The sequence below is a fragment of the Micromonospora sp. NPDC006766 genome (assembly GCF_040636055.1).
Lineage (GTDB): Bacteria > Actinomycetota > Actinomycetes > Mycobacteriales > Micromonosporaceae > Micromonospora.
Map to the genome: position 1 here is coordinate 22581 of NZ_JBEYIX010000026.1, position 24324 is coordinate 46904.

General features: G+C 72.5%; 22 protein-coding genes. 15 read left to right on the plus strand and 7 right to left on the minus strand.

All coding sequences use genetic code 11. The features are described 5' to 3' along the window. The first annotated feature begins 237 nt into the window (after positions 1–237). Entirely contained in the window at positions 238–1971 is a 1734-nt protein-coding gene (locus ABZ671_RS20780; RefSeq protein ID WP_357860377.1) for a DEAD/DEAH box helicase, read from the plus strand. A gap of 171 nt (positions 1972–2142) precedes the next feature. Here ABZ671_RS20780 and ABZ671_RS20785 read toward each other — a convergent pair whose 3' ends face one another. Both ABZ671_RS20785 and ABZ671_RS20790 read right to left on the minus strand, forming a co-directional pair. Further along, complete coding sequence (locus ABZ671_RS20785) at positions 2143–2376, minus strand: hypothetical protein (RefSeq protein ID WP_357860380.1); 234 nt, start codon at positions 2374–2376, stop codon at positions 2143–2145. 247 nt (positions 2377–2623) lie between these two features. Then, entirely contained in the window at positions 2624–4234 is a 1611-nt protein-coding gene (locus tag ABZ671_RS20790) for an RNA polymerase sigma factor (protein WP_357860383.1), read from the minus strand. 278 nt (positions 4235–4512) lie between these two features. On the opposite strand from ABZ671_RS20790, the gene ABZ671_RS20795 reads away from it, so the two are divergent. Beyond that, positions 4513–5334, plus strand: a complete 822-nt coding sequence (locus ABZ671_RS20795) for an inositol monophosphatase family protein (protein ID WP_357860386.1) — start codon at positions 4513–4515, stop codon at positions 5332–5334. Positions 5335–5384: 50 nt separating this feature from the next. On the opposite strand, the gene ABZ671_RS20800 is transcribed toward ABZ671_RS20795, so the two are convergent. After that, positions 5385–5897: a LytR C-terminal domain-containing protein gene (locus ABZ671_RS20800; protein ID WP_357860500.1), complete on the minus strand. Its 513-nt coding sequence runs from the start codon at positions 5895–5897 to the stop codon at positions 5385–5387. A gap of 436 nt (positions 5898–6333) precedes the next feature. On the opposite strand from ABZ671_RS20800, the gene ABZ671_RS20805 reads away from it, so the two are divergent. Together ABZ671_RS20805 and ABZ671_RS20810 are read left to right on the plus strand one after the other, a co-directional pair. Continuing rightward, on the plus strand, positions 6334–6630 hold the full coding sequence (locus ABZ671_RS20805; RefSeq protein ID WP_007075406.1) for a DUF4193 domain-containing protein: 297 nt from the start codon (positions 6334–6336) through the stop codon (positions 6628–6630). A 177-nt stretch (positions 6631–6807) separates the two neighbouring features. Next, positions 6808–7596 (plus strand): hypothetical protein, encoded by a 789-nt coding sequence (locus ABZ671_RS20810; protein WP_357860504.1) that lies wholly within the window; start codon positions 6808–6810, stop codon positions 7594–7596. Positions 7597–7602: 6 nt separating this feature from the next. Here ABZ671_RS20810 and ABZ671_RS20815 read toward each other — a convergent pair whose 3' ends face one another. After that, the gene (locus ABZ671_RS20815) at positions 7603–8103 is read right to left on the minus strand and encodes a DUF3093 domain-containing protein (protein ID WP_357860389.1); all 501 of its coding nucleotides are present in this window, start codon (positions 8101–8103) and stop codon (positions 7603–7605) included. Positions 8104–8191: 88 nt separating this feature from the next. On the opposite strand from ABZ671_RS20815, the gene dut reads away from it, so the two are divergent. The 4 genes from dut (at position 8192) to ABZ671_RS20835 (ending at position 10663) form a co-directional block, all read left to right on the plus strand. Then, a complete protein-coding gene (gene dut / locus ABZ671_RS20820) occupies positions 8192–8689 on the plus strand; it encodes a dUTP diphosphatase (protein ID WP_357860392.1) in 498 nt (165 codons plus the stop codon). Positions 8690–8714: 25 nt separating this feature from the next. Beyond that, positions 8715–9383, plus strand: a complete 669-nt coding sequence (locus tag ABZ671_RS20825; protein ID WP_357860395.1) for a DUF3710 domain-containing protein — start codon at positions 8715–8717, stop codon at positions 9381–9383. Positions 9384–9602: 219 nt separating this feature from the next. Continuing rightward, positions 9603–9983 carry an OB-fold nucleic acid binding domain-containing protein gene (locus ABZ671_RS20830; RefSeq protein ID WP_357860507.1) on the plus strand — a complete coding sequence of 127 codons (381 nt, stop codon included), beginning with the start codon at positions 9603–9605 and terminating at the stop codon, positions 9981–9983. Further along, the gene (locus tag ABZ671_RS20835) at positions 9980–10663 is read left to right on the plus strand and encodes a DUF3159 domain-containing protein (protein WP_357860398.1); all 684 of its coding nucleotides are present in this window, start codon (positions 9980–9982) and stop codon (positions 10661–10663) included. The genes ABZ671_RS20830 and ABZ671_RS20835 overlap by 4 nt, the downstream gene beginning before the upstream one ends. Before the next feature lie 33 nt (positions 10664–10696). Here the strand turns inward: ABZ671_RS20835 and ABZ671_RS20840 are convergent, their stop codons facing one another. After that, positions 10697–11389: a TrkA family potassium uptake protein gene (locus ABZ671_RS20840; protein ID WP_357860401.1), complete on the minus strand. Its 693-nt coding sequence runs from the start codon at positions 11387–11389 to the stop codon at positions 10697–10699. A gap of 3 nt (positions 11390–11392) precedes the next feature. Continuing rightward, complete coding sequence (locus tag ABZ671_RS20845; RefSeq protein ID WP_357860404.1) at positions 11393–12058, minus strand: TrkA family potassium uptake protein; 666 nt, start codon at positions 12056–12058, stop codon at positions 11393–11395. A gap of 148 nt (positions 12059–12206) precedes the next feature. Between ABZ671_RS20845 and ABZ671_RS20850 the strand changes: the two genes are divergently transcribed. From ABZ671_RS20850 to dxs, 3 genes are all read left to right on the plus strand, one after another. Then, positions 12207–14276 carry an APC family permease gene (locus tag ABZ671_RS20850; protein ID WP_357860407.1) on the plus strand — a complete coding sequence of 690 codons (2070 nt, stop codon included), beginning with the start codon at positions 12207–12209 and terminating at the stop codon, positions 14274–14276. Beyond that, positions 14273–15514 (plus strand): TRAM domain-containing protein, encoded by a 1242-nt coding sequence (locus ABZ671_RS20855; RefSeq protein ID WP_357860410.1) that lies wholly within the window; start codon positions 14273–14275, stop codon positions 15512–15514. The genes ABZ671_RS20850 and ABZ671_RS20855 overlap by 4 nt, the downstream gene beginning before the upstream one ends. 92 nt (positions 15515–15606) lie before the next feature. After that, on the plus strand, positions 15607–17550 hold the full coding sequence (gene dxs / locus ABZ671_RS20860; RefSeq protein ID WP_357860413.1) for a 1-deoxy-D-xylulose-5-phosphate synthase: 1944 nt from the start codon (positions 15607–15609) through the stop codon (positions 17548–17550). 232 nt (positions 17551–17782) lie between these two features. Here the strand turns inward: dxs and ABZ671_RS20865 are convergent, their stop codons facing one another. Then, on the minus strand, positions 17783–19555 hold the full coding sequence (locus ABZ671_RS20865) for a hypothetical protein (protein WP_357860510.1): 1773 nt from the start codon (positions 19553–19555) through the stop codon (positions 17783–17785). 120 nt (positions 19556–19675) lie between these two features. Between ABZ671_RS20865 and ABZ671_RS20870 the strand changes: the two genes are divergently transcribed. The 4 genes from ABZ671_RS20870 to ABZ671_RS20885 all read left to right on the plus strand — a co-directional run bounded on the left by ABZ671_RS20870 (position 19676) and on the right by ABZ671_RS20885 (position 24215). After that, on the plus strand, positions 19676–20953 hold the full coding sequence (locus ABZ671_RS20870; protein ID WP_357860416.1) for a PQQ-binding-like beta-propeller repeat protein: 1278 nt from the start codon (positions 19676–19678) through the stop codon (positions 20951–20953). After that, positions 20950–22227, plus strand: a complete 1278-nt coding sequence (locus ABZ671_RS20875; RefSeq protein WP_357860419.1) for a PQQ-binding-like beta-propeller repeat protein — start codon at positions 20950–20952, stop codon at positions 22225–22227. Before ABZ671_RS20870 ends, ABZ671_RS20875 begins: the two co-directional genes overlap by 4 nt. Before the next feature lie 162 nt (positions 22228–22389). Continuing rightward, positions 22390–23058 (plus strand): response regulator transcription factor, encoded by a 669-nt coding sequence (locus ABZ671_RS20880; protein WP_357860422.1) that lies wholly within the window; start codon positions 22390–22392, stop codon positions 23056–23058. Then, a complete protein-coding gene (locus ABZ671_RS20885) occupies positions 23055–24215 on the plus strand; it encodes a HAMP domain-containing sensor histidine kinase (protein ID WP_357860425.1) in 1161 nt (386 codons plus the stop codon). The genes ABZ671_RS20880 and ABZ671_RS20885 overlap by 4 nt, the downstream gene beginning before the upstream one ends. Positions 24216–24324: the final 109 nt, after the last annotated feature.

Below are 24324 nucleotides of genomic sequence, written 5' to 3' on the forward strand. Positions count from 1 at the left end.
GCTGGCGGGATGTGAAGCCTGTGGAGGCCAGGTAAGACCTCGGCCTGGGTTCGTCCCGGGGGGCACTCGCCGATGAAGCAGGAAGATCCGCCCCGCGAGGGGAGGAATCCCCCGCCTTCAGGCGGGTGGAGGAGGTCAAGCTGAGTCGGCCTTCGCGGTACGGATACGCGAGGGCCTTTTCATGGGCGGCGGCACCCGCTGCGCCCGCCGCCGTTCGAAAGCGGAGAGGAGCTACGGGTGGCACCGCGGTTGCCGGCGCTCGACACGTTCCCGCCCCTGCGGGCCTGGCAACGCAAGGCGATGGTGGACTACCTGCGTCGCCGTAGCGACGACTTCACCGCGGTCGCCACGCCCGGCGCCGGCAAGACCACCTTCGCCCTGCGGATCGCCGCCGAGTTGCTGAACGACGGCACGGTCGAGGCGGTCACCGTGGTCGCCCCGACCGAGCACCTCAAGACCCAGTGGGCGCAGTCCGCCGCCCGGGTCGGCATCCAGCTCGACGCCGCCTTCCGCAACGCCGACCTGCACTCCTCCGCCGACTTCCACGGCGCCGTGGTCACGTACGCCCAGGTCGGCATGGCGCCGCAGGTGCACCGGCGGCGTACCATGACCCGGCGCACGCTGGTCATCCTCGACGAGATCCACCACGCCGGCGACTCCCGTACCTGGGGCGACGGTGTCAAGGCGGCGTTCGAACCCGCGGTACGCCGACTGATGCTCACCGGCACGCCGTTCCGCTCCGACGACAACCCGATCCCGTTCGTCACCTACGAGCGGGGCGGTGACGGGCTGCTGCGTTCCCGCGCCGACTCGGTCTACGGCTACTCGGACGCGTTGCGCGACAACGTGGTCCGGCCAGTGCTCTTCCTGGCGTACTCCGGGGAGACCCGGTGGCGCACCAACGCCGGCGAGGAGTTGGCGGCGCGGCTGGGCGAACCCATGACCCAGGATCTCGTCGCGCAGGCGTGGCGGACCGCCCTGGACCCGGCTGGCGACTGGATGCCGCAGGTGCTGCGGGCCGCCGACGCCCGACTGACCGTGCTACGCAACGCCGGCATGCCCGACGCGGGCGGCCTGGTGATCGCCAGCGACCAGCAGGCCGCCCGCTCGTACGCGAAGCTGCTCGAGCAGGTGACTGGCGAGAAGGCGGCGGTGGTGCTTTCCGACGATCAGGGCGCGTCCGGGCGGATCGCAACGTTCGGGGCGTCGGAGCAGCGCTGGCTGGTCGCGGTGCGGATGGTCTCCGAGGGGGTCGACATCCCCCGGCTCGCGGTCGGCGTCTATGCGACCAGCGCCAGCACACCGCTGTACTTCGCGCAGGCGATCGGCCGGTTCGTCCGGGCGCGGCGGCCCGGGGAAACCGCCTCGGTCTTCCTGCCCAGCGTGCCGCACCTGCTCGGGCTGGCCAGTGAGATGGAGGCCGAGCGGGACCATGTGCTCGGCAAACCGAAGGACTCCGACGGCTTCGACGACGATCTGCTGGAGCGCGCCCAGCGGGACGACCAGGCCAGCGGCGAGCTGGAGCAGCGGTTCGCGGCGCTGTCCGCGACCGCCGAGCTGGACCAGGTGATCTTCGATGGGGCGTCGTTCGGCACCGCCGCCCAGGCCGGCACCCCGGAGGAGGAGGAATACCTCGGCCTACCCGGGCTGCTCACCGCCGACCAGGTCGCGATGCTGCTGAGCAAGCGGCAGGCCGATCAGTTGGCCGCACAGCGGCGCAGGGCCGCCCAGCGGGCCGCTGAGCCGGCCGCTGAGGCTCCGGCGTCGGTGCCGCCACCGATGAGCGCCGCCCAGCGGCGGGTGGCGCTCCGGCGGCAGCTGAACGCGTTGGTGGCTGCCCGGCACCACCGCACCGGACAGCCGCACGGCAAGATTCATGCCGAGCTGCGTCGGATCTGTGGGGGCCCGCCGAGCGCCCAGGCCACCATCGAGCAGCTCGAGGAGCGCATCGCCACCGTCCAGACCCTCTGAGACGGAAGGAAGGGCCCCTTCTTGACGCCTGGCGTAGAGAAGGGGCCCCTATTAACACGCGGGTCGGAGAACGCGTGAGTCGGCGCGCGCCAGGAATGGATGTGAGAAGCCGGCCGGAGGCACCCTTCAGGGGCCTCCGGCCGGCTATGTCACGGTTGGGTAGTTGCGGACTCAGTTCGCCATCAGGTCCGCGCCACGCCAGGTGAACTCGGGGTCCGCCGCGTAGCGCACGGTGATCTTGACGAGATCCTCCGCGTACTTGTTCGCGTGGTGTCCACAGAACACCAGCTCACTCCCACCCGCCAGAGTAATCCGGAGCTTGCCGGCAGCATTGCAGCGGTCGCACCGTTCATCGGCGGCCGGGGGGCTCACCGTCTCGGGCGGCGGCGTGAGGGTCGGGGTCATCGCCTTCCTCCTCTGGTCGTCACCGATGAACAATCTCTTGGGTCGTTGCTCACCTATCGTGCAACACCCATCTCGGGCCCTGCCTTCCCTGTGTGCCCGCGAGGGACCGAGGTCACACCTGGCGTGGAGGACAGTGTGCCGTGCACCAAGGGTGCCACGTCAACGATCACAGACAGGCAGTCGATCGATCGCCGGAGAATGTTCTACGGCTGGTGATCAAAGCGACACGTCTGGTTGACGTGTGCGGTCAGTCAAGGTAGTCGCGGAGCACCTGCGAACGCGACGGGTGTCGCAACTTGGACATGGTCTTGGATTCGATCTGCCGGATGCGCTCTCGGGTCACGCCGTACACCTGGCCGATCTCGTCCAGGGTGCGGGGCTGACCGTCGGTGAGGCCGAAGCGGAGGCGTACGACGCCCGCCTCGCGCTCGGAGAGCGTCTGGAGAACCTGCTGGAGCTGGTCCTGGAGCAGCGAGAACGAGACCGCGTCGACCGCGACCACGGCCTCCGAGTCTTCGATGAAGTCACCGAGCTGGCTGTCTCCCTCGTCACCGATGGTCTGGTCGAGCGAGATGGGCTCCCGGGCGTACTGCTGGATCTCCAGCACCTTTTCGGGCGTGATGTCCATCTCCTTGGCCAGCTCCTCCGGGGTGGGCTCGCGGCCCAGGTCCTGGAGCAGCTCGCGCTGGATCCGGCCGAGCTTGTTGATCACCTCGACCATGTGCACCGGGATGCGGATGGTGCGGGCCTGGTCGGCCATGGCGCGGGTGATGGCCTGGCGGATCCACCAGGTGGCGTAGGTGGAGAACTTGTAGCCCTTGGTGTAGTCGAACTTCTCGACCGCGCGGATCAGGCCGAGGTTGCCCTCCTGGATCAGGTCGAGGAAGGCCATGCCGCGACCGGTGTAGCGCTTGGCCAGCGAGACGACCAGCCGAAGGTTCGCCTCCAGCAGGTGGTTCTTGGCCCGCTCGCCGTCTCGGGAGATCCAGAGCAGGTCTCGCTGCATGTCCCGGGTGAGCTTTTCCTCGCCCTCCTCGGCGGCACGCAGCCGCTCGGCGGCGTAGAGGCCGGCCTCGATCCGCTTGGCGAGCTCGACCTCCTGCTCCGCGTTGAGCAGCGGCACCTTGCCGATCTGCTTGAGGTAGGCCCGGACGGAGTCGGCGGACGCGGTCAGCTCAGCGTCACGACGCGCCTGCTTGAGCGCCTCGGACTCCTCGTCGTCCCACTCGAAGTCGTTGTCGTTGGCAGAGTTGGCCGCGTCGGTCTCGGCGGCCTGGGTCAGCTCGGCCGGCTCGTCGACGACCACGTCCTCGATCTCGGCGGCCAGCTCCTCCGGGTCGATGTCGCCCTCGGGACCCTCGCCCTTGCCAGCGGCCTTCGTCGGCTTCGCCCCGGCGGCCTTCGCGGCCACCGTCGCCTTGGTGGCCCGGGTCGTCTTGGTGGCCTTCGCCGGGGCGGCGGCCTTGGCGGCCACCTCGGCGGTGGTGCCGGCGGCCTTGCGCGCGGTCGCCTTCCGCGGGGCGGGAGCCGTGGCCTCCTCGGCGGCCGGCGCCTGCTTCGGCGCGGGCGGGGCGGCCTTCTTGGTGGTCTTGGCGGTGGTGGCCCGGGAGGCGGGTGTGGCGGACCGGGCGGCGGCCACCCGGCGGCGGGTGGAGGCGGAGCCGTCCACGATCACCGTCACCCCCGCCTCGGAGAGCGCACGCAGGATCTTCTTGGCCTGGGCCGGGGTCACCTCAGCGGACTCGACGGTGCGCGCGAGCTGGGCCGACGTGAGCTGGCCGCCGGCGCTCTGCGCGTGGGCGATCAGGGTGTCGGTGAGCGAGCGAACGTCGGCGCCGGTCTGGCGGGGTTCTGTCACGAAGACCTTCCGGAGGCGAAGAGCGAGCACGGCCGGTTCGTCCGGCGCAGCACGCCGTGCCGGGCGATGTCGTTGAGGGCCCCCGTGTCCCGGACCGGCTGGTCGGTGGTGGTCCGTGGCGCGTGGGCAGGCTGAATTGTAACGCCGTCTGCGGCGATCATTCGGCACCGCTCGGTGGACCCGCGCTGTGGACCACCGATTGGGCGCAGATGTGGACTTTGTAAGGATGATACCCGCGGGCGATCCGACCAGCCCGATCGTGCGGGAAGGGGACGAACATGATCCGCTCGGTGCCCACGCCGCGAGAGCTGCTGGAGATCGCCGTCACGGTGGCTCGGAACGCGGCGGCCACCGCGCACCGGATGCGGGCCGAGGGAGTCTCCGTGGCCGCGACCAAGAGCACCGTCACCGACGTGGTCACCGCCGCGGACCGGGCCGTGGAACGGCAGGTGCTGGACGCTCTGCGGGCGATTCGGCCCGAGGACGCGGTGTTGGGCGAGGAGTACGGCGCGGGAGAGACCGGCCCGGCCGCCGACGGTGGGGTGCGGTGGATCGTCGACCCGATCGACGGCACCGTCAACTACCTCTACGGGCTGCCGTACTGCGCGGTTTCCCTCGCCGCGGAGGTGGCCGGCGAGGTGGTGGTCGGGGTGGTGCGCAACATCACCACCGGCGAGGAGTGGACGGCCACCGCGGGCGGTGGCGCCTGGCGCGACGGGCAGCGGCTGCAGTGCTCGGCCGAGACCGACCTCGGGCAGGCGTTGGTCGCCACCGGGTTCGGCTACGACGCCGGCCGTCGAGCCCACCAGGCTCGGGTGGTCGCGGAGCTGATCCCGCACGTCCGGGACATCCGCCGGATGGGCGCTGCGGCGCTGGACCTGTGCCTGGCCGCGGAGGGGCGGGTGGACGCCTACTACGAGAAGGGGTTGGCCGCCTGGGATCTGGCCGCCGGCGGGCTGGTCGCGCGCGAGGCCGGGCTGGTGGTGACCGGGCTGGCCGGTCGGCCGGCCGGGCCGGACCTGGTGATCGCCGTGCCGCCGGGGCTCTTTGAGCCGCTGCACACCCGGCTCGCCGCACTGGACGCCTCCGGCGGCCCGTGACCGGTGGGGCCCGGGTCGCCGGAGGCGCGTGACCAGGTCTGGGACGGCGCTTATTTGTCGGCCGGCGCAGGGCAGGTGCCGGGCGGCGCTACGGGCGAGCCGAGGTCGCCGAGGGACTGATTGACCTCGGTAGTGGTGGCCAGCTGCTGGAAACCGCCGCCCAGGACCACGTCGACCATGTCGTCCTTGCGGTTGATGTCGAAGACCGGCTTGGCCTCGTTGAGGAAGTAGGCACGGAGCAGGTGCGCGGAGCCGACGCCCTTGGGGCCGTACCGCAGCTCCGCGACCCCATTGACAGCCTTGGCGTTGTCCACCTTCTTGACCTGGAACTTGCGGTTGCGGAAGTCGTCCGCGATGCTGCCGGCCAGGCCGGGCTGGCCGCTGCCGTTGAGGACGTTGATCTTGACGTCCTTCTGCTCGTGCAGCACGACGTCCGCCAGCGGCCAGCCCTTGGGGCAGCCCCTTGCCGTGCCCGCCTTGCTCTGGGTGTCACGAAGGATCGCGACGACGACGAAGACCACGGCGAGAACCGCCAACAGACCGAAGACAACGAGTGCCCGCACTCGCGCAAAACTCATCTGGGCGCTCCCGCACAAGTGGTTGGGTGGCGGCGGCCGCTGGCGGTCGGGCCGCCCCGTCGGCCGTCGAGTACGCCGCTGAGGTTAACGGTTGTCCGGCCGTCGCGTGGAAACAGCCCGACATGCCGGCGCGCCACCGAAGGAACGGGTACTACTACCCCTATCTTCGTGTCGCCTGAGTCACATTGGGAACAACTTGGGGCGCAGGGGCGTACATCTCTGCCACGAGGGCGGTATACATGCCTCGCCCGACGGGGGGGTAAGGTTCCGCGCTCGCTGGGAAGTTTGGCTCCGGCGGGACTCGGCCCACCGGTCGTCGGGTCGGGTGACCGACACAAATGGTGGCCGGCCAGTGGAACCGAAGCACGTCCTCCGGCGTTACAACCGGAAGCGACCATATCGATATGGGAGAGTGAAACCGATGGCCACCGACTACGACGCCCCGCGTCGCGACGAGGTCGACCTCGGCGAGGACAGCCTGGAAGAGCTCAAGGCCCGACGGGTCGACTCACAGTCTGGCGCCGTGGATGTCGACGAGGCCGAGGTGGCCGAGAGCTTCGAGCTGCCCGGCGCCGACCTGGCCGACGAGGAGCTCACGGTCAAGGTGCTACCGATGCAGCAGGACGAGTTCCGGTGCGCCCGCTGCTTCCTGGTCCACCACCGCAGCCAGCTGGCGGTCGAGCGCAACGGCGAGCTGATCTGCCGCGAGTGCGTCTGACGCCCTCGCGAACCGGCGGCGGCCTCCCCGACGGGGCCGCCGCTCCTCGCCTTGCCCTGCGCGCACGGCGAGGAGCTGCTTGACTCGTACGGGCGGCTGCCGCGCCGCGTGAAGCACGGGAGGGCGGACGTGAGCGAGCGGAGCGAGCAGGCGGGTGGGCCGGGCGCTGAGTCGCCGATCGACGGCGGCGACGTCGGGCGGTCCGCTCCGGTCACTTCGGACGGCGACGCGGAACAGCTCGGCGCGACCGTCGCGGCGCTGACCGCCGACGACATCGCGCCCACCCGGCGTCGGCAGTTGCTCGCCCGGGCGGCCGGCCAGGCCCGGGCGCGTGGCCTCACCGACCTGTTCAAGCCCAAGGCCGCGCTTCGCTGGATGACCGAGGCGATCGCCGAGGTCGCTCCGCACGTGCCGGTCCGCGACCTGGCCGCGCTCCGTCGGCATTTTCCCGGCCTGAGCGACGACGAGCTGGCCGAGCGGCTGATCCGCAACGCCGCCCGGGCCACCGCCGGGGTCGGCGCGGCCGGCGGCGGGGTCGCCGCGATCGAGTGGACGGTCGCCCCGACGCTGCTCTCCGCGCCCGTGCTGCTGGCCGCCGAGACGATCGCCGTGGTCGCGATCGAGCTCAAACTGATCGGCGAGCTCTACGAGATCCACCGGGTTCCGTTGCCGACCAGCGGCACCGAGCGCGCCGTCGCGCTGGTGCAGTCCTGGGCCGGCCAGCGCGGGGTCAACCCGATGATGCCGGGGGTCGGGGTGGGCGCGACGCTCGGTGCCGCCGCCCGCCGGGAGCTGCGGGACCGCCTGCTGCGTCGATTCGGCCGGAACCTGACCAGCTTCGGGCCGTTCCTGACCGGGGCCGCCGTCGCCGGCTACCTCAACCGCCGGGCCACCCGGGCTCTCGCCGGCCAGGTCCGCAAGGATCTGCGTCGCCGGGCCCGGGCGCTGCCGCCCGCCCTGCCCTGACCGGGTTCAGCCCGCGTCGCGGGCGGCGAGGATCGCCGCGGCCAGCTCCACCGGGCGCCGCGTGCTCACCACCCAGAACGGGGTCGGGTCGGCCGGGTCGTCGAGGACCACCTGTACCGCGCCGCCGATCCACGGACGCTGCACCACGAAGGCGAGCGGGTCGGCCCCGACGCCGAGCACCTCGCGCCGGCCGGCGGTGTCCAGCGGGACGACGTCGGCGACGTGACGCGCCGGGAGATGGGCGTCGTCCACCCACAGCTCCCTGTCGCGGACCTCGACCCGGAGTCGGCTCAGCCACGCCAGCACGGCCACCGCCGCTGGGATCAGCACCGCGAACGGCAGCCAGGAACGCAGCCCCGGCGCGCCCATCCAGAGCTCGGCGGCGAGCAGCCCGGCGCAGGCGAGCCCGATCGGCCAGGCCCACCAGGGCAGCCGTAGCCGCTCCACGTACGCCGGCGGGTTGGTCGCCGACGAGGCCGGGGAGGACGGGGACGACGACAGGCTCACAGTCCGAGGGTACGGCGCACGACGGGTCGGCCAACCGGCAGGATGGCAGGGGTCACCCCCGCAAGGACCGGACGGAAGAGGAAGACCCGTGACAGACGTCGTACCCGTGCCCGTACGGCAGCTCGACCCGGAGCTGCCGCTGCCGGCGTACGCCCATCCCGGCGACGCCGGCGCGGACCTGGTGGCCGCCGCGGACGTGGAGCTGCCGCCCGGCGGGCGGGCCCTGGTGCCGACCGGCGTGGCCGTCGCGCTGCCGGAGGGGTACGTCGGGCTGGTGCACCCCCGATCGGGGCTGGCGGCCAGGCTCGGCGTGACGGTGCTCAACGCGCCCGGTACGGTCGACGCCGGCTACCGAGGTGAGATCCTGGTCAACCTGATCAATCATGATCGGGAGACGCCGGCGAAGATCAGCCGGGGCGACCGGATCGCGCAGCTCGTCGTTCAGCGGGTCGCGCGGGCCGAGTTCCAGCAGGTGGCCGAGCTGCCCGTGTCCCGGCGCGGGACCGGCGGGCACGGGTCGACCGGGGGACACGCCGGGCTGGTCCCGGCCCCGGCGGGTGACCAGACAGAAGAGGTGGCAGGGTGAGTGCGAACAGCGGAGGGTGGGCGCAGTGATCTTCTCCCGAAAGCGGGCCGGTGAGGCGCGTGACGAGCGGACCACCGAGGTCCTCGACATCGAGGACAGCGGGGAGTCGACCTCGCTGGTGCGCGGCCCCTACGACGTCTCCGAGGCGCCCGATGAACCCCGGCTCGACCTGGGCAGCCTTCAGATCCCGGCGGTGCCCGAGGTCGAGGTACGGGTGCAGGCCGACCCGCAGGGCGTGATCCAGCAGGTCGTGCTGGTATGCGGCGACAGCGCCCTGCAGCTCGGCGTCTTCGCGGCGCCCCGCTCCGAGGGCATCTGGGACGAGGTGCGTGAGGAGATCCGGCAGTCGCTGTTCAACGACGGCGCCGCCGCCCAGGAGGTCGACGGGGAGTACGGCATTGAGCTGCGCGCCCGGGTCCGCACCCCGGACGGCCTGACCGACCTGCGCTTCGTCGGCATCGACGGGCCGCGCTGGATGGTGCGCGGGGTCTACCAGGGCGTGGCCGCCACCGACCCGGCCGCGGCCGGCCCGCTGGCGCGGTGCCTCAGTGGCCTGGTGGTCGACCGGGGGCAGGAGGCCAAGCCGGTCCGCGAGCCGCTACCGCTGCGGCTGCCCCGCGAGGTGGCCGAGCAGCAGGCCGCCGAGCAGCAGGCCGCCGAGCAGCAGCCGGCACCGGGACAGCGCGAGGCCTGAGTCTTACCTGCCGGGCCCGGTCCCGTCGGTACCCGTCGACGGCGCCGGGCCCGTGGTGCGTCCGATGGCCGTCGCGGTACGCGGGTGATCTACCCCGCCCTCCCGGCCGCTCCGCAGACGGCTCGGTTCGGCGTACGCTGGCGGGACGGTTCCGGCATCCCCGGGCACGAGCCAGTGCCGGCACCGACCGGCGAGCGTGGAGAGGGTGACGCGGAGGCCATGACGACCGACGAGAGCCGGCTGTCGCTGCGGCGCCTTCTGCATCGGCTCACCGCGAGTGAGGCCGAGATCGAGGCGCAGGAGCTGCGCCGGGAGAGCGCCGAGTCCGGTGGCGTGCCGGCCGGGCAGTGCACGAGGGGCCAGGTGGTGTCGGTCGCCGGGCGGCTGCGTACGGTGGTCTACACGCCCCGGACCAACCTGCCCACCCTGGAGGCGGACCTCTACGACGGCAGCGACGTGGTCACCCTCATCTGGCTGGGCCGGCGGCACATCGCCGGCATCGAGCCGGGCCGGCACCTCACCGCCCGTGGCCGAGTGGCCGTCCGGGACCACCGCAAGGTGATCTACAACCCGTACTACGAGCTGGAGCCGCCGAAGTGACGACCGGAGCGCATCCGACCAGGGAGCCGGAGCTCGGGCCGGAGGGCGAGCAGCCGCTGCCCAGCCTCGCCGAGCAGATGGCCGACCAGCTCGGCGGCTGGCGGGGTCTGGTCGAGTCGAGCATCCCCGTGGTGGTCTTCGTGATCGCCAACGTGGTGGGCGAGCTGCGCCCCGCGGTGATCGCCTCGGTGGGGGTGGCGGTGCTGATCGCCGTGCTGCGGCTGGCCCAGCGCCGGCCGGTCCGGCACGCGGTCAACGGTTTGTTCGGCATCGCCATCGGCGCCGCCATCGCCTGGCGTACCGGCGACGAGCGGGACTTCTACGTCCCCGGCATCCTCTACGGGATCGGCTACGGCCTGGCCCTGCTCCTGTCGGCCGCGGTGAGGCAGCCGCTGGTCGGCTGGATCTGGTCGGTGCTGGTCGCCAAGGGCCGGTCGGATTGGCGGGACAATCCGCGGCTGGTGCGTACGTTCACCCAGCTCACCGTGCTCTGGGGCGTGGTCTGGCTGGCCAAGGTGGGCGTGCAGGCCGCGCTCTACCTGAACCACAAGGACACCGCGCTGGGCGTGGCCCGGCTCGCCCTGGGCTACCCGCCGTACGCGCTGCTGCTGCTGATCACCGTCTGGGCGGTGCGCCGGGTGACCCGGGAGACCGCGCCGCAGCCGCTGCCGGGGGCCTGACCCCCGGCTGCTGAGCCGGGCGGGGTGCCCGGCTCAGCCTTGGTCCTGGTTGCCGCGCTCGGTGCTGGCCGGGCCGAGGATCACCGCCCGGACCTCCTCCTCCACGGCGGCGGTGCACACGAAGATCAGCTCGTCGCCGGTCTCGATCGGGTCGTCCGGGCTGGGCACCAGCACCCGCTTGCCGCGCAGGATCGCGACCAGCGCCGCGTCCCGGGGGATCGGCACCGCGTGGATCGGCTGACCCACGTAGGGCGCGGTCGGCGGCAGGGTGATCTCGACCAGGTTCGCCTCGCCCTGCCGGAAGGTCATCAGCCGGACCAGGTCGCCGACCGTGACCGCCTCCTCGACCAGGGCGGCCATCACCCGCGGCTTGCTCACCGCGACGTCGACGCCCCACTGCTCGGTGAACAGCCACTCGTTCTCCGCCCGGTTGACCCGGGCCACCACGCGGGCCACCGCGAACTCGGTCTTGGCCAGCAGCGACACCACCAGGTTGACCTTGTCATCGCCGGTGGCGGCCACCACCACGTCGCAGCCGGCGATGTTGGCCTCCTCCAGGCTGGCCAGCTCGCACGCGTCGGCGAGCACCCACTCGGCCGCGGGCACCCGGTCGGGGCGGAGCATCTTGGGCTGCCGCTCGATCAGCATCACCTGGTGCCCGTTGTCGATCAGCTCCTGGGCGATGGACCGGCCCACGTTGCCCGCGCCGGCGATGGCGATGCGCATGGCTCAGTGCCCCCCTTCCGGCGGCGCCGCCGCCACCGAGGTGACCGATCCGATGATGTCGTCGGTCACCAGCATGAAGACCTGGTCGCCCTCCTGCACCACCGTGGAGGCGGTGGGCAGGGTGCCGATCCCGAACCGGATCAGGTAGGCCACCCGGGCGCCGGAGGACTCCTCCAGCTGCCGCAGCGGCTGGCCGATCCAGCCCTTGTGCACCGGCACCTCGATGACCGACACGGTGCTGGTCTCGTCCCGGAAGATCTCGACGTTGCCCTCGGGCACCAGATGCCGCAGCATCCGGTCGGCCGTCCACCGGACGGTGGCCACGGTGGGAATGCCGAGCCGCTCGTAGACCTGGGCGCGGCGCTGGTCGTAGATGCGGGCGGCCACCCGGGAAACGCCGAACGTCTCCCGGGCCAGCCGAGCCGAGATGATGTTGGAGTTGTCGCCGCTGGAGACCGCCGCGAAGGCGTCCGCCCGCTCGATGCCGGCCTGGCGCAGTACGTCACCGTCGAACCCCGCGCCGGTGACGGTGATGCCGCCGAAGTCGGGCCCGAGGCGGCGGAACGCGTCGGCGTCCTGGTCGATCACCGCGACCGAGTGCCCCCGGGCCTCCAGGCTGTGGGCGAGGGTCGACCCGACCCGGCCGCAACCCATGATCACGACATGCACGGAAGTCCGCTCCTCCCACGGTGTGCCCGGCGACTGCGCGCCTGCCACGTTCCCGCCGCCGACGACGATCGACCGTACCGCGTGGGCGGGCGCACCGGTGATCAGCCACCCTCATCGCGACCGCCGGGTGGTCGTACCCTTGGCGATTGTGGCCAGACCCACCTCGCTGCTGAAGCGACTCCTCGTCGGTCGACCGTTCCGGTCCGACCGCCTTCAGCACACCCTCCTGCCGAAGCGGATCGCGCTGCCGGTCTTCGCCTCCGACGCGCTCTCCAGCGTCGCGTACGCGCCGGACGAGATCCTCCTGACGCTCTCCATCGCGGGCGCGTCGGCGTACGTCTTCTCGCCGTGGATCGCACTCGCGGTCGTCGTGGTGATGCTCACCGTGGTGGCGAGCTACCGGCAGAACGTGCACGCCTACCCCTCCGGCGGCGGCGACTACGAGGTGGCGACGGTCAACCTGGGGCCGCGCGCCGGCCTGGCGGTGGCCAGCGCGCTGCTGGTCGACTACGTGCTCACCGTCGCGGTCTCGGTCTCCTCCGGGGTGGCCAACCTCGGCTCCGTGCTGCCGTTCGTGGCCGCCCACAAGGTGCTGATCGCGGTCATCGCGGTGACCCTGCTCACCGCGATGAACCTGCGCGGCCTGCGCGAGTCCGGCACGGCGTTCGCCATCCCGACCTACGGCTTCGTGATCGTGGTCGGCGCCATGTTGCTCACCGGCCTGGTTCGGATCTTCATCCTCGGCCACGACCTGCGCGCGCCCAGCGCCGGTCTGCAGATCCAGGCGGAGCACAGCGTGACCGGGTTCGCGCTGGTTTTCCTGCTGCTGCGGACCTTCTCCTCGGGCAGCGCCGCGCTCACGGGTGTGGAGGCGATCTCCAACGGGGTGCCGGCGTTCCGGGCGCCGAAGAGCCGCAACGCGGCCACCACGCTGCTCATGCTCGGCCTGATCGCGGTGAGCATGCTGTTCGGGATCATCTGGCTGGCCCGGCTGACCGGCCTGCAGTTCGTCGAGTCCCCCAGCCAGATCATCTCCGGGCCGGACGGGTATGTGCAGAAGACCGTCACCACCCAGCTCGGTGAGACGGTCTTCGGGCACGGGTCGGTGCTGCTCTTCGTGGTCGCCGGGGTGACCGCGCTGATCCTGTTCCTGGCCGCCAACACCGCGTTCAACGGCTTCCCGGTGCTCGGCTCGATCCTGGCCCAGGACCGCTACCTGCCCCGCCAGCTGCACACCCGAGGCGATCGGCTGGCGTTCTCCAACGGCATCCTGTTCCTCGCCGTCTTCGCGGCCGTGCTGATCATCGGCTTCCAGGCCGAGGTGACCCGGCTCATCCAGCTCTACATCGTCGGGGTGTTCGTCTCGTTCACCCTTTCCCAGGCGGGCATGATCCGGCACTGGAACCGGCACCTGCGCCACGAGCGGGACCGGGAGGCGCGCCGCCGAATGGTGCGCGCGCGGGCGATCAACGGCTTCGGCATGGTGCTGACCGGTACGGTCCTGATCATCGTGCTGATCACCAAGTTCCTGCTCGGCGCCTGGATCGCGATCGCCGCGATGGCGGTGATCTACCTGCTGATGCTGGCCATCCGCCGGCACTACGACCGGGTCGCCGCCGAGCTGGAGCCGACCGAGGTCCGGGGCGTGCTGCCCGCCCGCAACCACGCCATCGTGCTGGTCAGCAAGCTGCACCAGCCGACGCTGCGGGCCATCGCGTACGCCCGGGCCACCCGACCGGACACGCTGACCGCGGTGACCGTGAACGTCGACGAGAAGGACACCCGGGATCTGCAGGAGGACTGGGAACAACGTGAGCTGCCCGTGCCACTGACCGTGATCGACTCCCCGTACCGGGAGATCACCCGGCCGATCCTGAACTTCGTCGCCTCCGTCCGCCGGGAGTCGCCCCGCGACGTGGTCACCGTCTTCATTCCCGAGTACGTGGTGGGCCGCTGGTGGGAGCACCTGCTGCACAACCAGAGCGCGCTGCGGCTGAAGGGGCGGCTGCTCTTCGAACCGGGCGTGATGGTGACCAGTGTGCCCTGGCAGCTCGCCTCCACCGCCAGCAAGAACCTGGACCGGCTGGACGCCACGCTCAGCCGCGGCCCGAAGCGCGGGCCCCGGGTGGCCCCGCGCAGCACCCTGCCGCCCGCCGCCCCGCCGGTGGTCTCCGCTCCGCCGGCGCAGAGCGGCTCGACCGCCGGGGAGCGCCCGTGACGGCGCCGGCCCGACGCGGGCTGGAGGAGGCCGAGCGGGTCGAGCTGACCGTGGACGCGGTCGCGCCGGGCGGGCACTGCGTGGCCCGGGTGGACGGCCAGGTGGTCTTCGTGCGGCACGCGCTGCCCGGGGAACGGGTGGTGGCCGAGGTGACCGAGCTGCACCGGGGCTTCGCCCGCGCCGACGCGGTGGAGATCCTCGTCGCCTCCCCGGACCGGGTCGAGCCGCCCTGCCCGTACGCGAGGCCGGGCCGCTGCGGTGGCTGCGACCTCCAGCACGTCGCCCCCGCGGCTCAGCTCGACTGGAAGATCAGCGTGGTACGCGAGCAGCTCACTCGGCTCGGCGGTCTCAGCGAGGGGCAGGTCGACGCGCTCGACCCACGGGTGGCGGCACTGCCCGGTGGTCCGCTGGGCTGGCGCTCCCGGGTCCGCTACACGGTCGACGGCGCCGGCCGGGCCGGCCTGCTCAAGCACCGTTCGCACCAGGTGGTGCCGGTCGACCGTTGCCTGATCGCCCACCCGGCCATTCAGGAGCTGCCGGTGCTGCTTCCGAGCGGGGCCCGCTGGCCGGACGCCGACGCGGTGGAGACGGTCGCCTCCACCGGCGGGGACGTCAGCGTCACCGCCTTCGCCGAGGGGGCGCCCACCCCGATCAGCGGTCCGGCCGAGGTTCGCGAAACGGCCGCCGGCCGGGAGTGGCGGCTGCCCGCGTCCAGCTTCTGGCAGGTCCACCCCGCAGCGGCGGATGCTCTGGTCGGCGCGGTCCTCGACCTGCTCGACCCGCGGCCTGGCGAGACGGCCTGGGACCTCTACGGCGGCGCCGGCCTCTTCGCCGCCGCCCTGGCCGGCCGGGTCGGCGACGCCCGGATCACCCTGGTCGAGTCCGCCGGGCAGGGCGTCGCCGCCGCCCGGGAGAGCCTGGCCGACCTGCCCGGGGTGGAGGTGGTCGCGGCCCGGGTGGAGACCGCGCTGAGCCGCCGCCGGGTCACCGGCCCGGTCGACCTGGTGGTGCTCGATCCACCCCGCTCCGGCGCCGGCGCGCCGGTGGTGCGGCACATCGTCGACGCCGGCCCGCGCGCGGTGGCGTACGTGGCCTGCGACCCGGCCGCCTTCGCCCGGGACGTTCGCGTGTTCACCGGGCTGGGTTGGCGGCTGGCGGCGCTGCGTGGCTTCGACCTGTTCCCGATGACCCAGCACGTCGAGCTGGTCGGCCTGTTCCTCCCGCCCGTCGGGTGTTAAGAGGGGGCCCTTCCTCTACCGGAGCCGTTAACAGGGGGCCCTTCCTTACGGTCGGGCTGCGGGTCGGTGGGCGGCCGATAGACTCTTCGGTCATGAGCGTTGAAGAGGACACGGCCAACCACGGCCGGTTGCTGCGCACCGTCCGTGGCCCGCAGGACGTGAAGCGGATGACCGCCGAGCAACTGGACATCCTCGCCGCCGAGATCCGTGACTTCCTGATCGCCAAGGTCTCCCGCACCGGCGGGCACATCGGCCCCAACCTGGGCGTCGTCGAGCTGACCCTGGCCATGCACCGGGTCTTCGACTCGCCGCGGGATCGGCTCCTGTTCGACACCGGCCACCAGGCGTACGTACACAAGATCGTGACCGGGCGGCAGGACGGCTTCGACAAGCTCCGCCAGCGCGGTGGCCTCTCGGGCTACCCCAGCCAGGCCGAGAGCGAGCACGACCTGATTGAGAACTCGCACGCCTCCACCGCCCTGTCCTACGCCGACGGGCTGGCCAAGGCGTACGCGCTGCGCGCCGAGAAGCGCTGCGTGGTCGCCGTGGTCGGCGACGGCGCGCTGACCGGCGGCATGTGCTGGGAGGCGTTGAACAACATCGCCACCGCCGGCAACCCGCTGGTCATCGTGGTCAACGACAACGGCCGGTCCTACTCGCCGACCATCGGTGGCCTCGCCGACCACCTCTCCTCGCTGCGGCTCAACCCGGGCTACGAGAAGGTGCTCGACACCGTCAAGGAGGCTCTCGGCTCGACCCCGCTGGTGGGCAAGCCGATGTACGAGGTGCTGCACGCGGTCAAGAAGGGCGTCAAGGACGCGCTCGCCCCGCAGGCCATGTTCGAGGACCTCGGCATCAAGTACGTCGGCCCGGTCGACGGCCACGACGTGACCGCGGTCGAGTCGGCGCTGCGCGCCGCGAAGAACTTCGGCGGCCCGGTGATTGTGCACGCGGTCACCCGCAAGGGCTACGGCTACCGCCCGGCCGAGGAGGACGAGGCGGACTGCTTCCACGGCCCCGGAGCGTTCGACACCGAGACCGGCAAGCTGCTCGCCGCCCCGTCGGTGAAGTGGACGAACGTCTTCGCCGACGAGCTGGTCAAGATCGCCGACGAGCGGCCCGACGTGGTCGGCATCACCGCCGCCATGGCCGAGCCCACCGGCATCGCCGCCCTGGCCCGCAAGTACCCCAAGCGGGTCTACGACGTGGGCATCGCCGAGCAGCACGCCGCGACCTCGGCCGCCGGTCTCGCCATGGGCGGGCTGCACCCGGTGGTAGCCGTCTACGCCACCTTCCTCAACCGCGCCTTCGACCAGGTGCTGCTGGACGTGGCGATGCACAAGCTGCCGGTCACCTTCGTGCTGGACCGGGCCGGCATCACCGGCCCGGACGGGCCGAGCCACTACGGCATCTGGGACATGTCGGTCTTCGGTGTGGTGCCGGGCCTGCGGATCGCCGCGCCCCGCGACTCGGCCAGCCTCCGTGAGGAGCTGCGCGAGGCCGTCTCCGTGGAGGACGGCCCGACCATTCTGCGCTTCCCGACCGGCTCCGTCGCCGGCGACCTGCCGGCCGTCCGCCGGGTCGGCACGGTCGACGTGCTGGCCGAGTCGGCGCGTACCGACGTGCTGCTGGTCGCGGTCGGCTCCTTCGCCGGCCTCGGCATGGAGGTGGCCGCCCGGGTCGCCGAGCAGGGCTACGGCGTCACCGTGGTCGACCCGCGCTGGGTCCGCCCCGTCCCGGCCGAGCTGGTTCAGCTGGCCGCCGCGCACCGACTCGTGGTCACCGTCGAGGACGGCGTCCGGGTCGGCGGCGTCGGCGACGCGCTCGGCCAGGCCATGCGGGACGCCGACGTCCGGGTGCCGCTGAAGGACCTGGGCGTGCCGGCCGACTGGCATCCGCACGGCACCCGGGCGCAGATCCTGGCCGACCTCGGCCTGACCGCGCAGGACGTGGCCCGGGACGTCACCGGCTGGATCTCCGGCCTGGACGCCGAGCCCGTCGAGCCGCCCGCCCACAAGGCCGCCGCCAAGAACTGACGACCCACGTACGGGCGGCCCTGCCCGATATGGGTTGCCGGACGCTACGAACTTGATGACGTAAACGACTCAGTCCGGATGGGTGGACACGATTCACCGTCGACCGTCCGATGCGGCCACCGCAGCCCCGCGGTGAACCGTCTGCGTCATCAAGTTTGTAGGCGTGGCGGAGTCATCGAGGGCTCGGTCACCGCAAGGTCGCCGACGATGCCGGACGCGGTGGCGGCGCGGCTCAGAGCCGGTCGCGGACGTCCCAGAGCCAGACGTCGTCGATCCGTCGGGGTGGGCCGAGTAGTGCGGTCATCAGGTCGCGCAGCACCGCCTCGCGCCGGTTCGCGCCGAGGACCACCACCGACGCCCGCCAGAAGCGCAGATCCTCCACCGCCTGGCGGCGGTGCTCGTCGGTGATCGCGGGGACCTGGTTGGCGTCCATGGTGGCGTAGATGAGCCGGCTGGTCGGCCGCAGCGGCGCGCCGAAGACGCCCTCGCCCCGCTCGTTCGGGCCGATGAAGTAGCCGCCGGGGATGGGGAACTCCTGCCCGGTCAGCGCGCTCCAGCGCAGGGTGGTCAGGCCGTGCACGTTGCTCGGGATCGGCACCGGCACCAGGGTCCGGCCGGCCGGCACGTACGGTTGCCAGCCGCCCGCGGTGATGAAGTGCGGCGGCGGGTCGACCCGCTGGGCCGGCAGCGGGCGCGGGAGGAGCGGTAGCAGGGCGGCCATGATCGCCGCGTACCCGAGGCCGCGTAGCCAGCGGCGCGGGGCCTCGGCCAGGGCGTCCCAGGCCAGCGCGATCAGCACCCCGACCGCGCCCGCCACCACCAGGGCCAGCCGGGTTGGCATCATCATCTCGACCATTGGCAGGTCGTCCGGCACGTACGCCCAGGGGCCGTCGACGCCGGTCCGCACCCCACCGAAGCGCACCTTCGGCCCGATCGCGGCGACCGTGAAGACCACCACCAGCACGGCGACGATCCGGGCCGGCAGCGACCGGCGTGCCAGCAGCGCCAGGGCGACCAGCGCGACGAGCACCAACGGCCAGCCGAACCAGGAGTTCTGCTCGGTCAGCCCGATGGTCCGCTCGACCGCCTCGTCACCGGCCACAGTGTCCCGGGCGAAGGTGACGAAGGCCACCAGGTCCTCGCCCCAGCTGTGGAAGACCCCGCCCTGCAGACCCCGCGAGGACTGCGGCCCGTTGAACTGGAACCAGATCGGGTACGCGGCCAGCAGCAGGGCCAGCCCGCCACCCACCCCCAGCGCGGCGAGGAACGTGCCGGCCTGCTCGCGGGCGGCGCGCGACCGTTGCACCGCGTACGCGACCACCACGACCAGGCAGGCCAGCGCGGTCAGCAGCAGCATCTCCTCGTTGACGAAGATCTGGTACGTCACCAGCAGACCAAGCACGATTCCGTTGCGCCGCCAGCGTCCCGGTGCGCCGAGCCGCAGCACCCGGGCAACGATCAGCGGGAGCAGGAAGTTGGAGGCGAAATTCGGCTGACCGTTGGCGTGGTGCACGATGCCGGGGGCGAAGCCGAGGAACGCGCCACCGAGGAACGCGGCCGCGCGGGAGCGCACCAGGTGCCGGGAGAGCATCCAGTACGAGGTCGCCGCCGTCGCGGACAGGGCCGCGCCCAGGTAGAGCGTGTACACCACCTGGGGGCCGAGCAGCAGGGTGAGCGGTGCCAGCGGCAGGGTGACCCCGAGCAGCGCGGTGTTCGCCATCATGTTCACCCCGTCCGGGGCGTTCTGCCGGACGCTGAACAGCGGGTTCTCCAGGTGCCGGACCGAGTGTGCGCCGTGCGCGAAGAGCCACTCGAACCAGCTGTGGTCGGTTGGCAGGTGCGACGAGATCCGGTGCTGCACGTCCCCCCAGTAGTTGAGGCAGACGAGAACGCCGAGCAACGCATAGGCTCCGATGGCCAGCACGTCGGCGCGAGTCGGTCGGCGCCGGGGCCGGGGCGGCGCGTCCGCCACGGCGGGCTCGGTCGCGACGGACGAGGATCTCAGTGAGGGGTCTATCACCGGCACAGCCACGACGGGCCATCGTAACGGCCGGCCGGACGTCGTCCGTGTGCTGCGTGGTGGCCCGGCCGTCGGTGTGCGGCAGCGGCGGAGGGATGGGTTGTCGTGACAGTCATCGATCTGGGTGAGCTCCGCGACGACGTCGAGCCCGACCCGCCGACACGGCCACCGTGGGCCGTCGGACGCCCGTACCAATGCCTGGTGGTGCTCCTGGCGGCGCTGGTCACCCTCGCCGGCGCGGCGCCCGCACCCCGCCGGGTCGTCGCCACCGTGCCGGGCGTTCCGACTGCCACGGCGTTCGTCATCGACGATCGGCTGTACGTGCTGGAGCCTCCCGACCCGGGGCTCGGCACAGGCTCGCAGTTGGTCGCATACCGGGCGACGGCGGGTCGGTCGTCGGCGCTGTGGCGCGTCCCGCTGCCCGGCGACCGCGCCGTCCTCAGTGGCTGGGCGGTGGATGGCAGGCTGGTGCTGGTCGGCCGGGCCGGCGACGACGCCGGGTGGGAGACGTTGGGCTTCGACACCGCCACCGGTCGGCTCGGCTGGCGGCGTCCCGGCATGCCCTTGCAGGTGGGCGACACCGTGCTGCTGAACGCCGGCGACGGGGCGGGCGCGGACGAGATCAGCCGGGTGGACCCCCGCACGGGGCGGACACTGTGGTCGGTGTCGGCGCCCTCGGCCGAGATATGGCTGAGCCCCGGGTCGGTCGGGGTCGAACGGCTGGTGCTGAGGCACCACTCCGGCATGGTAGAGGTCTTCGACACCGGCTCCGGCGCCCGGCTGGCCGCCCGCGACCTCCGCACCGGTGAGGCGTCCGGGCGACGGCCGATCGCGGCGGCCGCAGGCCTGCTGCTGATGGCCAGCGACACTGACGACACAGTGACCGGCTACGATCTCGACCGGCTGGAGCCGCGTTGGACCGCCTCGCTGCCCATGGTCGACTTCGCCCACTCGTGCGGTCGGTCGCTCTGCACATTCCGCCAGATCGGCGGGGTGTCGGTGCTCGACCCGGCGACCGGCGCGCTCCGGTGGACCGACCCCCGGTGGTCGTCGCAGCTGTTGGCGGCCGACGGGCGACTCCTGGTCGCCAAGCCGACAGGAGGCAACGCCCTGCCGCTGGCGGTGGTAGAGGAGGAGACCGGCCGGCTCGTCGCCGACCTCGGCGACTGGGAGCCGGTCTCGTGGGACGATCGGGACGGCTCGATCATCGGCGTACGGCTGAGTAGGGACGGCCGGATGATGATCGCCGAGCTGGATCTGGCGGGCGGACCCGCCCGGATCCTCGACGCCCTGCCGGACGCCGTCGGGGGCTGCCGCTCCGGCGAGACGGTCCTGGTCTGCCACCGGATCGACGGCCGCTTCATGCTGCGGTGGTACCGGTGAGTCGGCTGATCGAGCTGGGGGAGCTGCCGCACGGCGACGAGCCGGAGCCCTCGTCACCGCGGGCGCCCCGGCCCCCGACCGCGTCGGCCCGGGTGGTGGCGCTTGGCTGCGCCGCGCTGCTCGCCCCGGCCGGCGCGGCACCGGTGCCTGGCCCGCCGAGCGGCGTCGCGCTGCCCGCCCCGCACGGCGCTTACTTTGTGATCATCGGCGACCGGCTGGTGGTGGCCGAGTGGCAGGACCCGACCGGGCGGGGCGGCCGGAAGATCGCCGGATACCGGCTGCCCGGCGCTGCGCCAGCGTGGCGGTTCACCGCCGACGACGAGGTGACCGGGCTGAGCTCGGCGGCCGGTCTGTTGCTGGTGACGAGCAGCTCGGCCGGATTCGAGGACACCCTCTCCACCGCGCTGGATCCGCGTACCGGCGTGGTGCGCTGGCGGCAGCCCGGCTACCCGGTGCTGACCGACGCGGGCGGGATGCTCCTGGAGCAGCCGGGCCGGACGGGGACGATCCGGGCGGTCGATCCGGCGTCCGGTGCGGTGCGCTGGTCGCTCCCGGTGCCCGCCAACGGGGTGGTGTACGGGTTCGGGGACCGGGGTGTGACGGCAGCGGCGCTGCTCACCGACGACGGGCGGGTCGAGGTGTACGACGTCGACACCGGCGTGCTGCGGCAGGCCGGTCGGCTGCCTGCGGCCGCCGACCGGGTGCCGTACCGGCTGACCCAGGTAATGGGCGACCTGCTGCTGGTCGATGACCTCTCGGGCACGGTCACGGCGTACGGCCTGGATCGGCTGGACCGCCGGTGGACGCTCCCGGTCCGGCGGGACGGCGGGACCTGGTTCGTCGACTGCGCCGAGGTGATCTGCCGGCGGGGTCAGGCGTCCGGTATACGGACCTACGATCCGGCCACCGGGCGTCCCCGGTGGAGCGACGACCGCTGGCTCGACGCCAGCCGGGTCGGGGATCGGCTGCTCGCCGTCGCCGCGTCCGAGGGGCTGGCGGCGGAGCTGGCGGTGCTCGATCCCGGCACCGGCCGTACGCTGGCTCGGCTGGGGCGCTGGCGGCTGGCCGACGTCGACCGGAACGGGTCACGGCCGCTCGGCTTCCGTGCCGTCGCCGGGGACCGCACCCTGGTGGCGGAGCTGGACGCGTCGGCCGGCCAGTTCCGCTACCGCGCGGTGCTCCCGGGCTCCTGGGGCGACTGCGTCGCGTCCGCTGCCGTACTGGTCTGCCGGCGGCCGGCCGGCGGGCTGATGGTCTGGCCGCTGGACCGGTGACTCACCAGTTGGCCTGGGCGGACACTCCGGTCATCGGCAGCTCCGCGGTCGCCAGGTGCCGGGAAGCATGGCGTACCCGAAGGTTTTTCGCAGCGATGGCGCGGGAGGCTGATTTGGCGGCCGGCACTAGGTTGTCGGGAGGTCACGAGGCGGGAGGCCGGGATGCGGGTACTGGTGGTCGAGGACGAGCGGAACCTCGCCGACGCGATCGCACGCGGGCTGCGTAAGCGCGGCATGGCGGTGGACGTCGCCTACGACGGTACGACCGGGCACGAGGCCGCCTTCGTCACCCGGTACGACGTGGTGGTCCTGGACCGCGACCTGCCCGGTGTGCACGGCGACCGGATCTGCGCCGACCTGGCCGCCTCCGGCACGCTGACCCGGGTGCTGATGCTGACGGCCAGCGGCACGGTCGCCGACCGGGTGGAGGGGTTGCAGCTCGGCGCCGACGACTACCTGCCCAAGCCGTTCGCCTTCGACGAGTTGGTCGCGCGGGTGTTGGCGCTCGGCCGGCGGGCCACCCCGGCCGCTCCGCCGGTGCTGGCGCTGGCCGACCTGGTGCTCGACCCGGCCCGCCGGGTGGTCACCCGCGGTGGTGTGCCGGTCGACCTGACCAACAAGGAGTTCGGCGTACTGGCCGAGCTGCTCAAGGCGCGCGGCGCGGTGGTCTCCAGCGAGGAGCTGCTGGAACGGGTCTGGGACGCGAACACCGACCCGTTCACCACGATCGTCCGGGTCACCGTCATGACGCTGAGGAAGAAGCTCGGCGAACCGCCGCTGATCGAGACGGTGGTCGGGGCCGGCTACCGCACCGCCAAGGTTGTCGCATGACCGGCCGCCTGCGGGTGCGACCCACCCTGCGGCTGCGGCTCACCCTGCTCAACGGGGTGCTGCTGGTGGGGGCCGCGGCGATCCTGGTGCTGCTGGCCTGGCTGCTGGTCCGCGACGCGCTACGCCCGGCCGCCGAGCTGTTGCCCGGCACCACCGTGGTGTTGGAGGACGGCCGCACCATCGAGGCCGGGCTGTGGCAGCGGCAACTGGTCGACGCGGCTTCCCGGGAACTGCTGCTCAAGGGGCTGGGGGCGTTACTGGCGATCAGCGTGGTCGGGGTCGCCGGGGCGTACCTGGTGGCCGGTCGGGCGCTGCGCCCGCTGCACCAGGTCACCGCCACCGCCCGCCGGCTCGGCGAGACCACGCTGGATCAGCGGATCGGCTGGTCCGGCGTGGACGACGAGGTGGCCGAGCTGGCCAAGACCTTCGACGCGATGCTGGACCGGATCGCTGCCGCGTTCGAGGCGCAGAAGCGTTTCGTCGCCAACGCCTCGCACGAGCTACGGACCCCCCTCGCGGTGATGCGGACCGAGATCGACGTGACGCTCAGCGACGACGAGGCGGAGATCTCCGAGTACCGGCGGATGGCCACCGTGGTCCGGGACGCCTCGGAGCGGGCCAATGGCCTGGTCGACGCGCTGCTGGTGCTGGCCCGCAGCGAGGCCCAGGCGGGGCGGCGGCTGGCCCGCCGCGCCGAGTGTGACCTCGCGGTGGGCGCGGGCAACGCGCTCTCCGCGATGGGCCGCGAGGTGGATCGGATCGGCCTCAGGGTGCACACCGCGCTGCGACCGGCGCCGGTGGTCGGCGACCCGGGGCTGCTCGACCGGTTGGCCGGCAACCTCGTGGAGAACGCCGTCCGCTACAACCACCTGCACGGTCGACTGTGGATCTGTACCGGCAGCGACGGGCAGCGCTCCTGGCTGGTGGTGGGCAACACCGGCTTCGAGGTGGCCCAGGCCGAGGTGCCGGGCCTGTTCGAGCCGTTCCGGCGCGGCGGCCAGGAGCGTACCGGTGCCCGCGGCTCCGGTCTGGGGCTGTCCATCGTCCGGGCGGTCTGCGACGCGCACGGCGGCACCGTCCGGGCGGTCGCCCAGTCGGGCGGTGGCCTGGAGGTGACCGTCACCCTGCCGTCCGCCGACGCACCGGTCGCCACCTGACCGGCGCGGCAACCGGGGCTCCGGGCGGGCCGCGTCGCTTGATCGGACGGGAGCCGTGCAGTGGTCGGGCAGCAGGCCGACGCTTGCTGGAGCAGCAGAATGCCTTGCG

Bases quoted from the DNA above. Each gene is read 5' to 3' on its own strand.
- ABZ671_RS20785 (WP_357860380.1), bottom strand. From the start codon at position 2,376: ATGACCCCGACCCTCACGCCGCCGCCCGAGACGGTGAGCCCCCCGGCC.
- ABZ671_RS20795 (WP_357860386.1), top strand. From the start codon at position 4,513: ATGATCCGCTCGGTGCCCACGCCGCGAGAGCTGCTGGAGATCGCCGTC.
- ABZ671_RS20805 (WP_007075406.1), top strand. From the start codon at position 6,334: ATGGCCACCGACTACGACGCCCCGCGTCGCGACGAGGTCGACCTCGGC.
- ABZ671_RS20830 (WP_357860507.1), top strand. From the start codon at position 9,603: ATGACGACCGACGAGAGCCGGCTGTCGCTGCGGCGCCTTCTGCATCGG.
- ABZ671_RS20840 (WP_357860401.1), bottom strand. From the start codon at position 11,389: ATGCGCATCGCCATCGCCGGCGCGGGCAACGTGGGCCGGTCCATCGCC.
- dxs (WP_357860413.1), top strand. From the start codon at position 15,607: ATGAGCGTTGAAGAGGACACGGCCAACCACGGCCGGTTGCTGCGCACC.
- ABZ671_RS20880 (WP_357860422.1), top strand. From the start codon at position 22,390: ATGCGGGTACTGGTGGTCGAGGACGAGCGGAACCTCGCCGACGCGATC.
- ABZ671_RS20885 (WP_357860425.1), top strand. From the start codon at position 23,055: ATGACCGGCCGCCTGCGGGTGCGACCCACCCTGCGGCTGCGGCTCACC.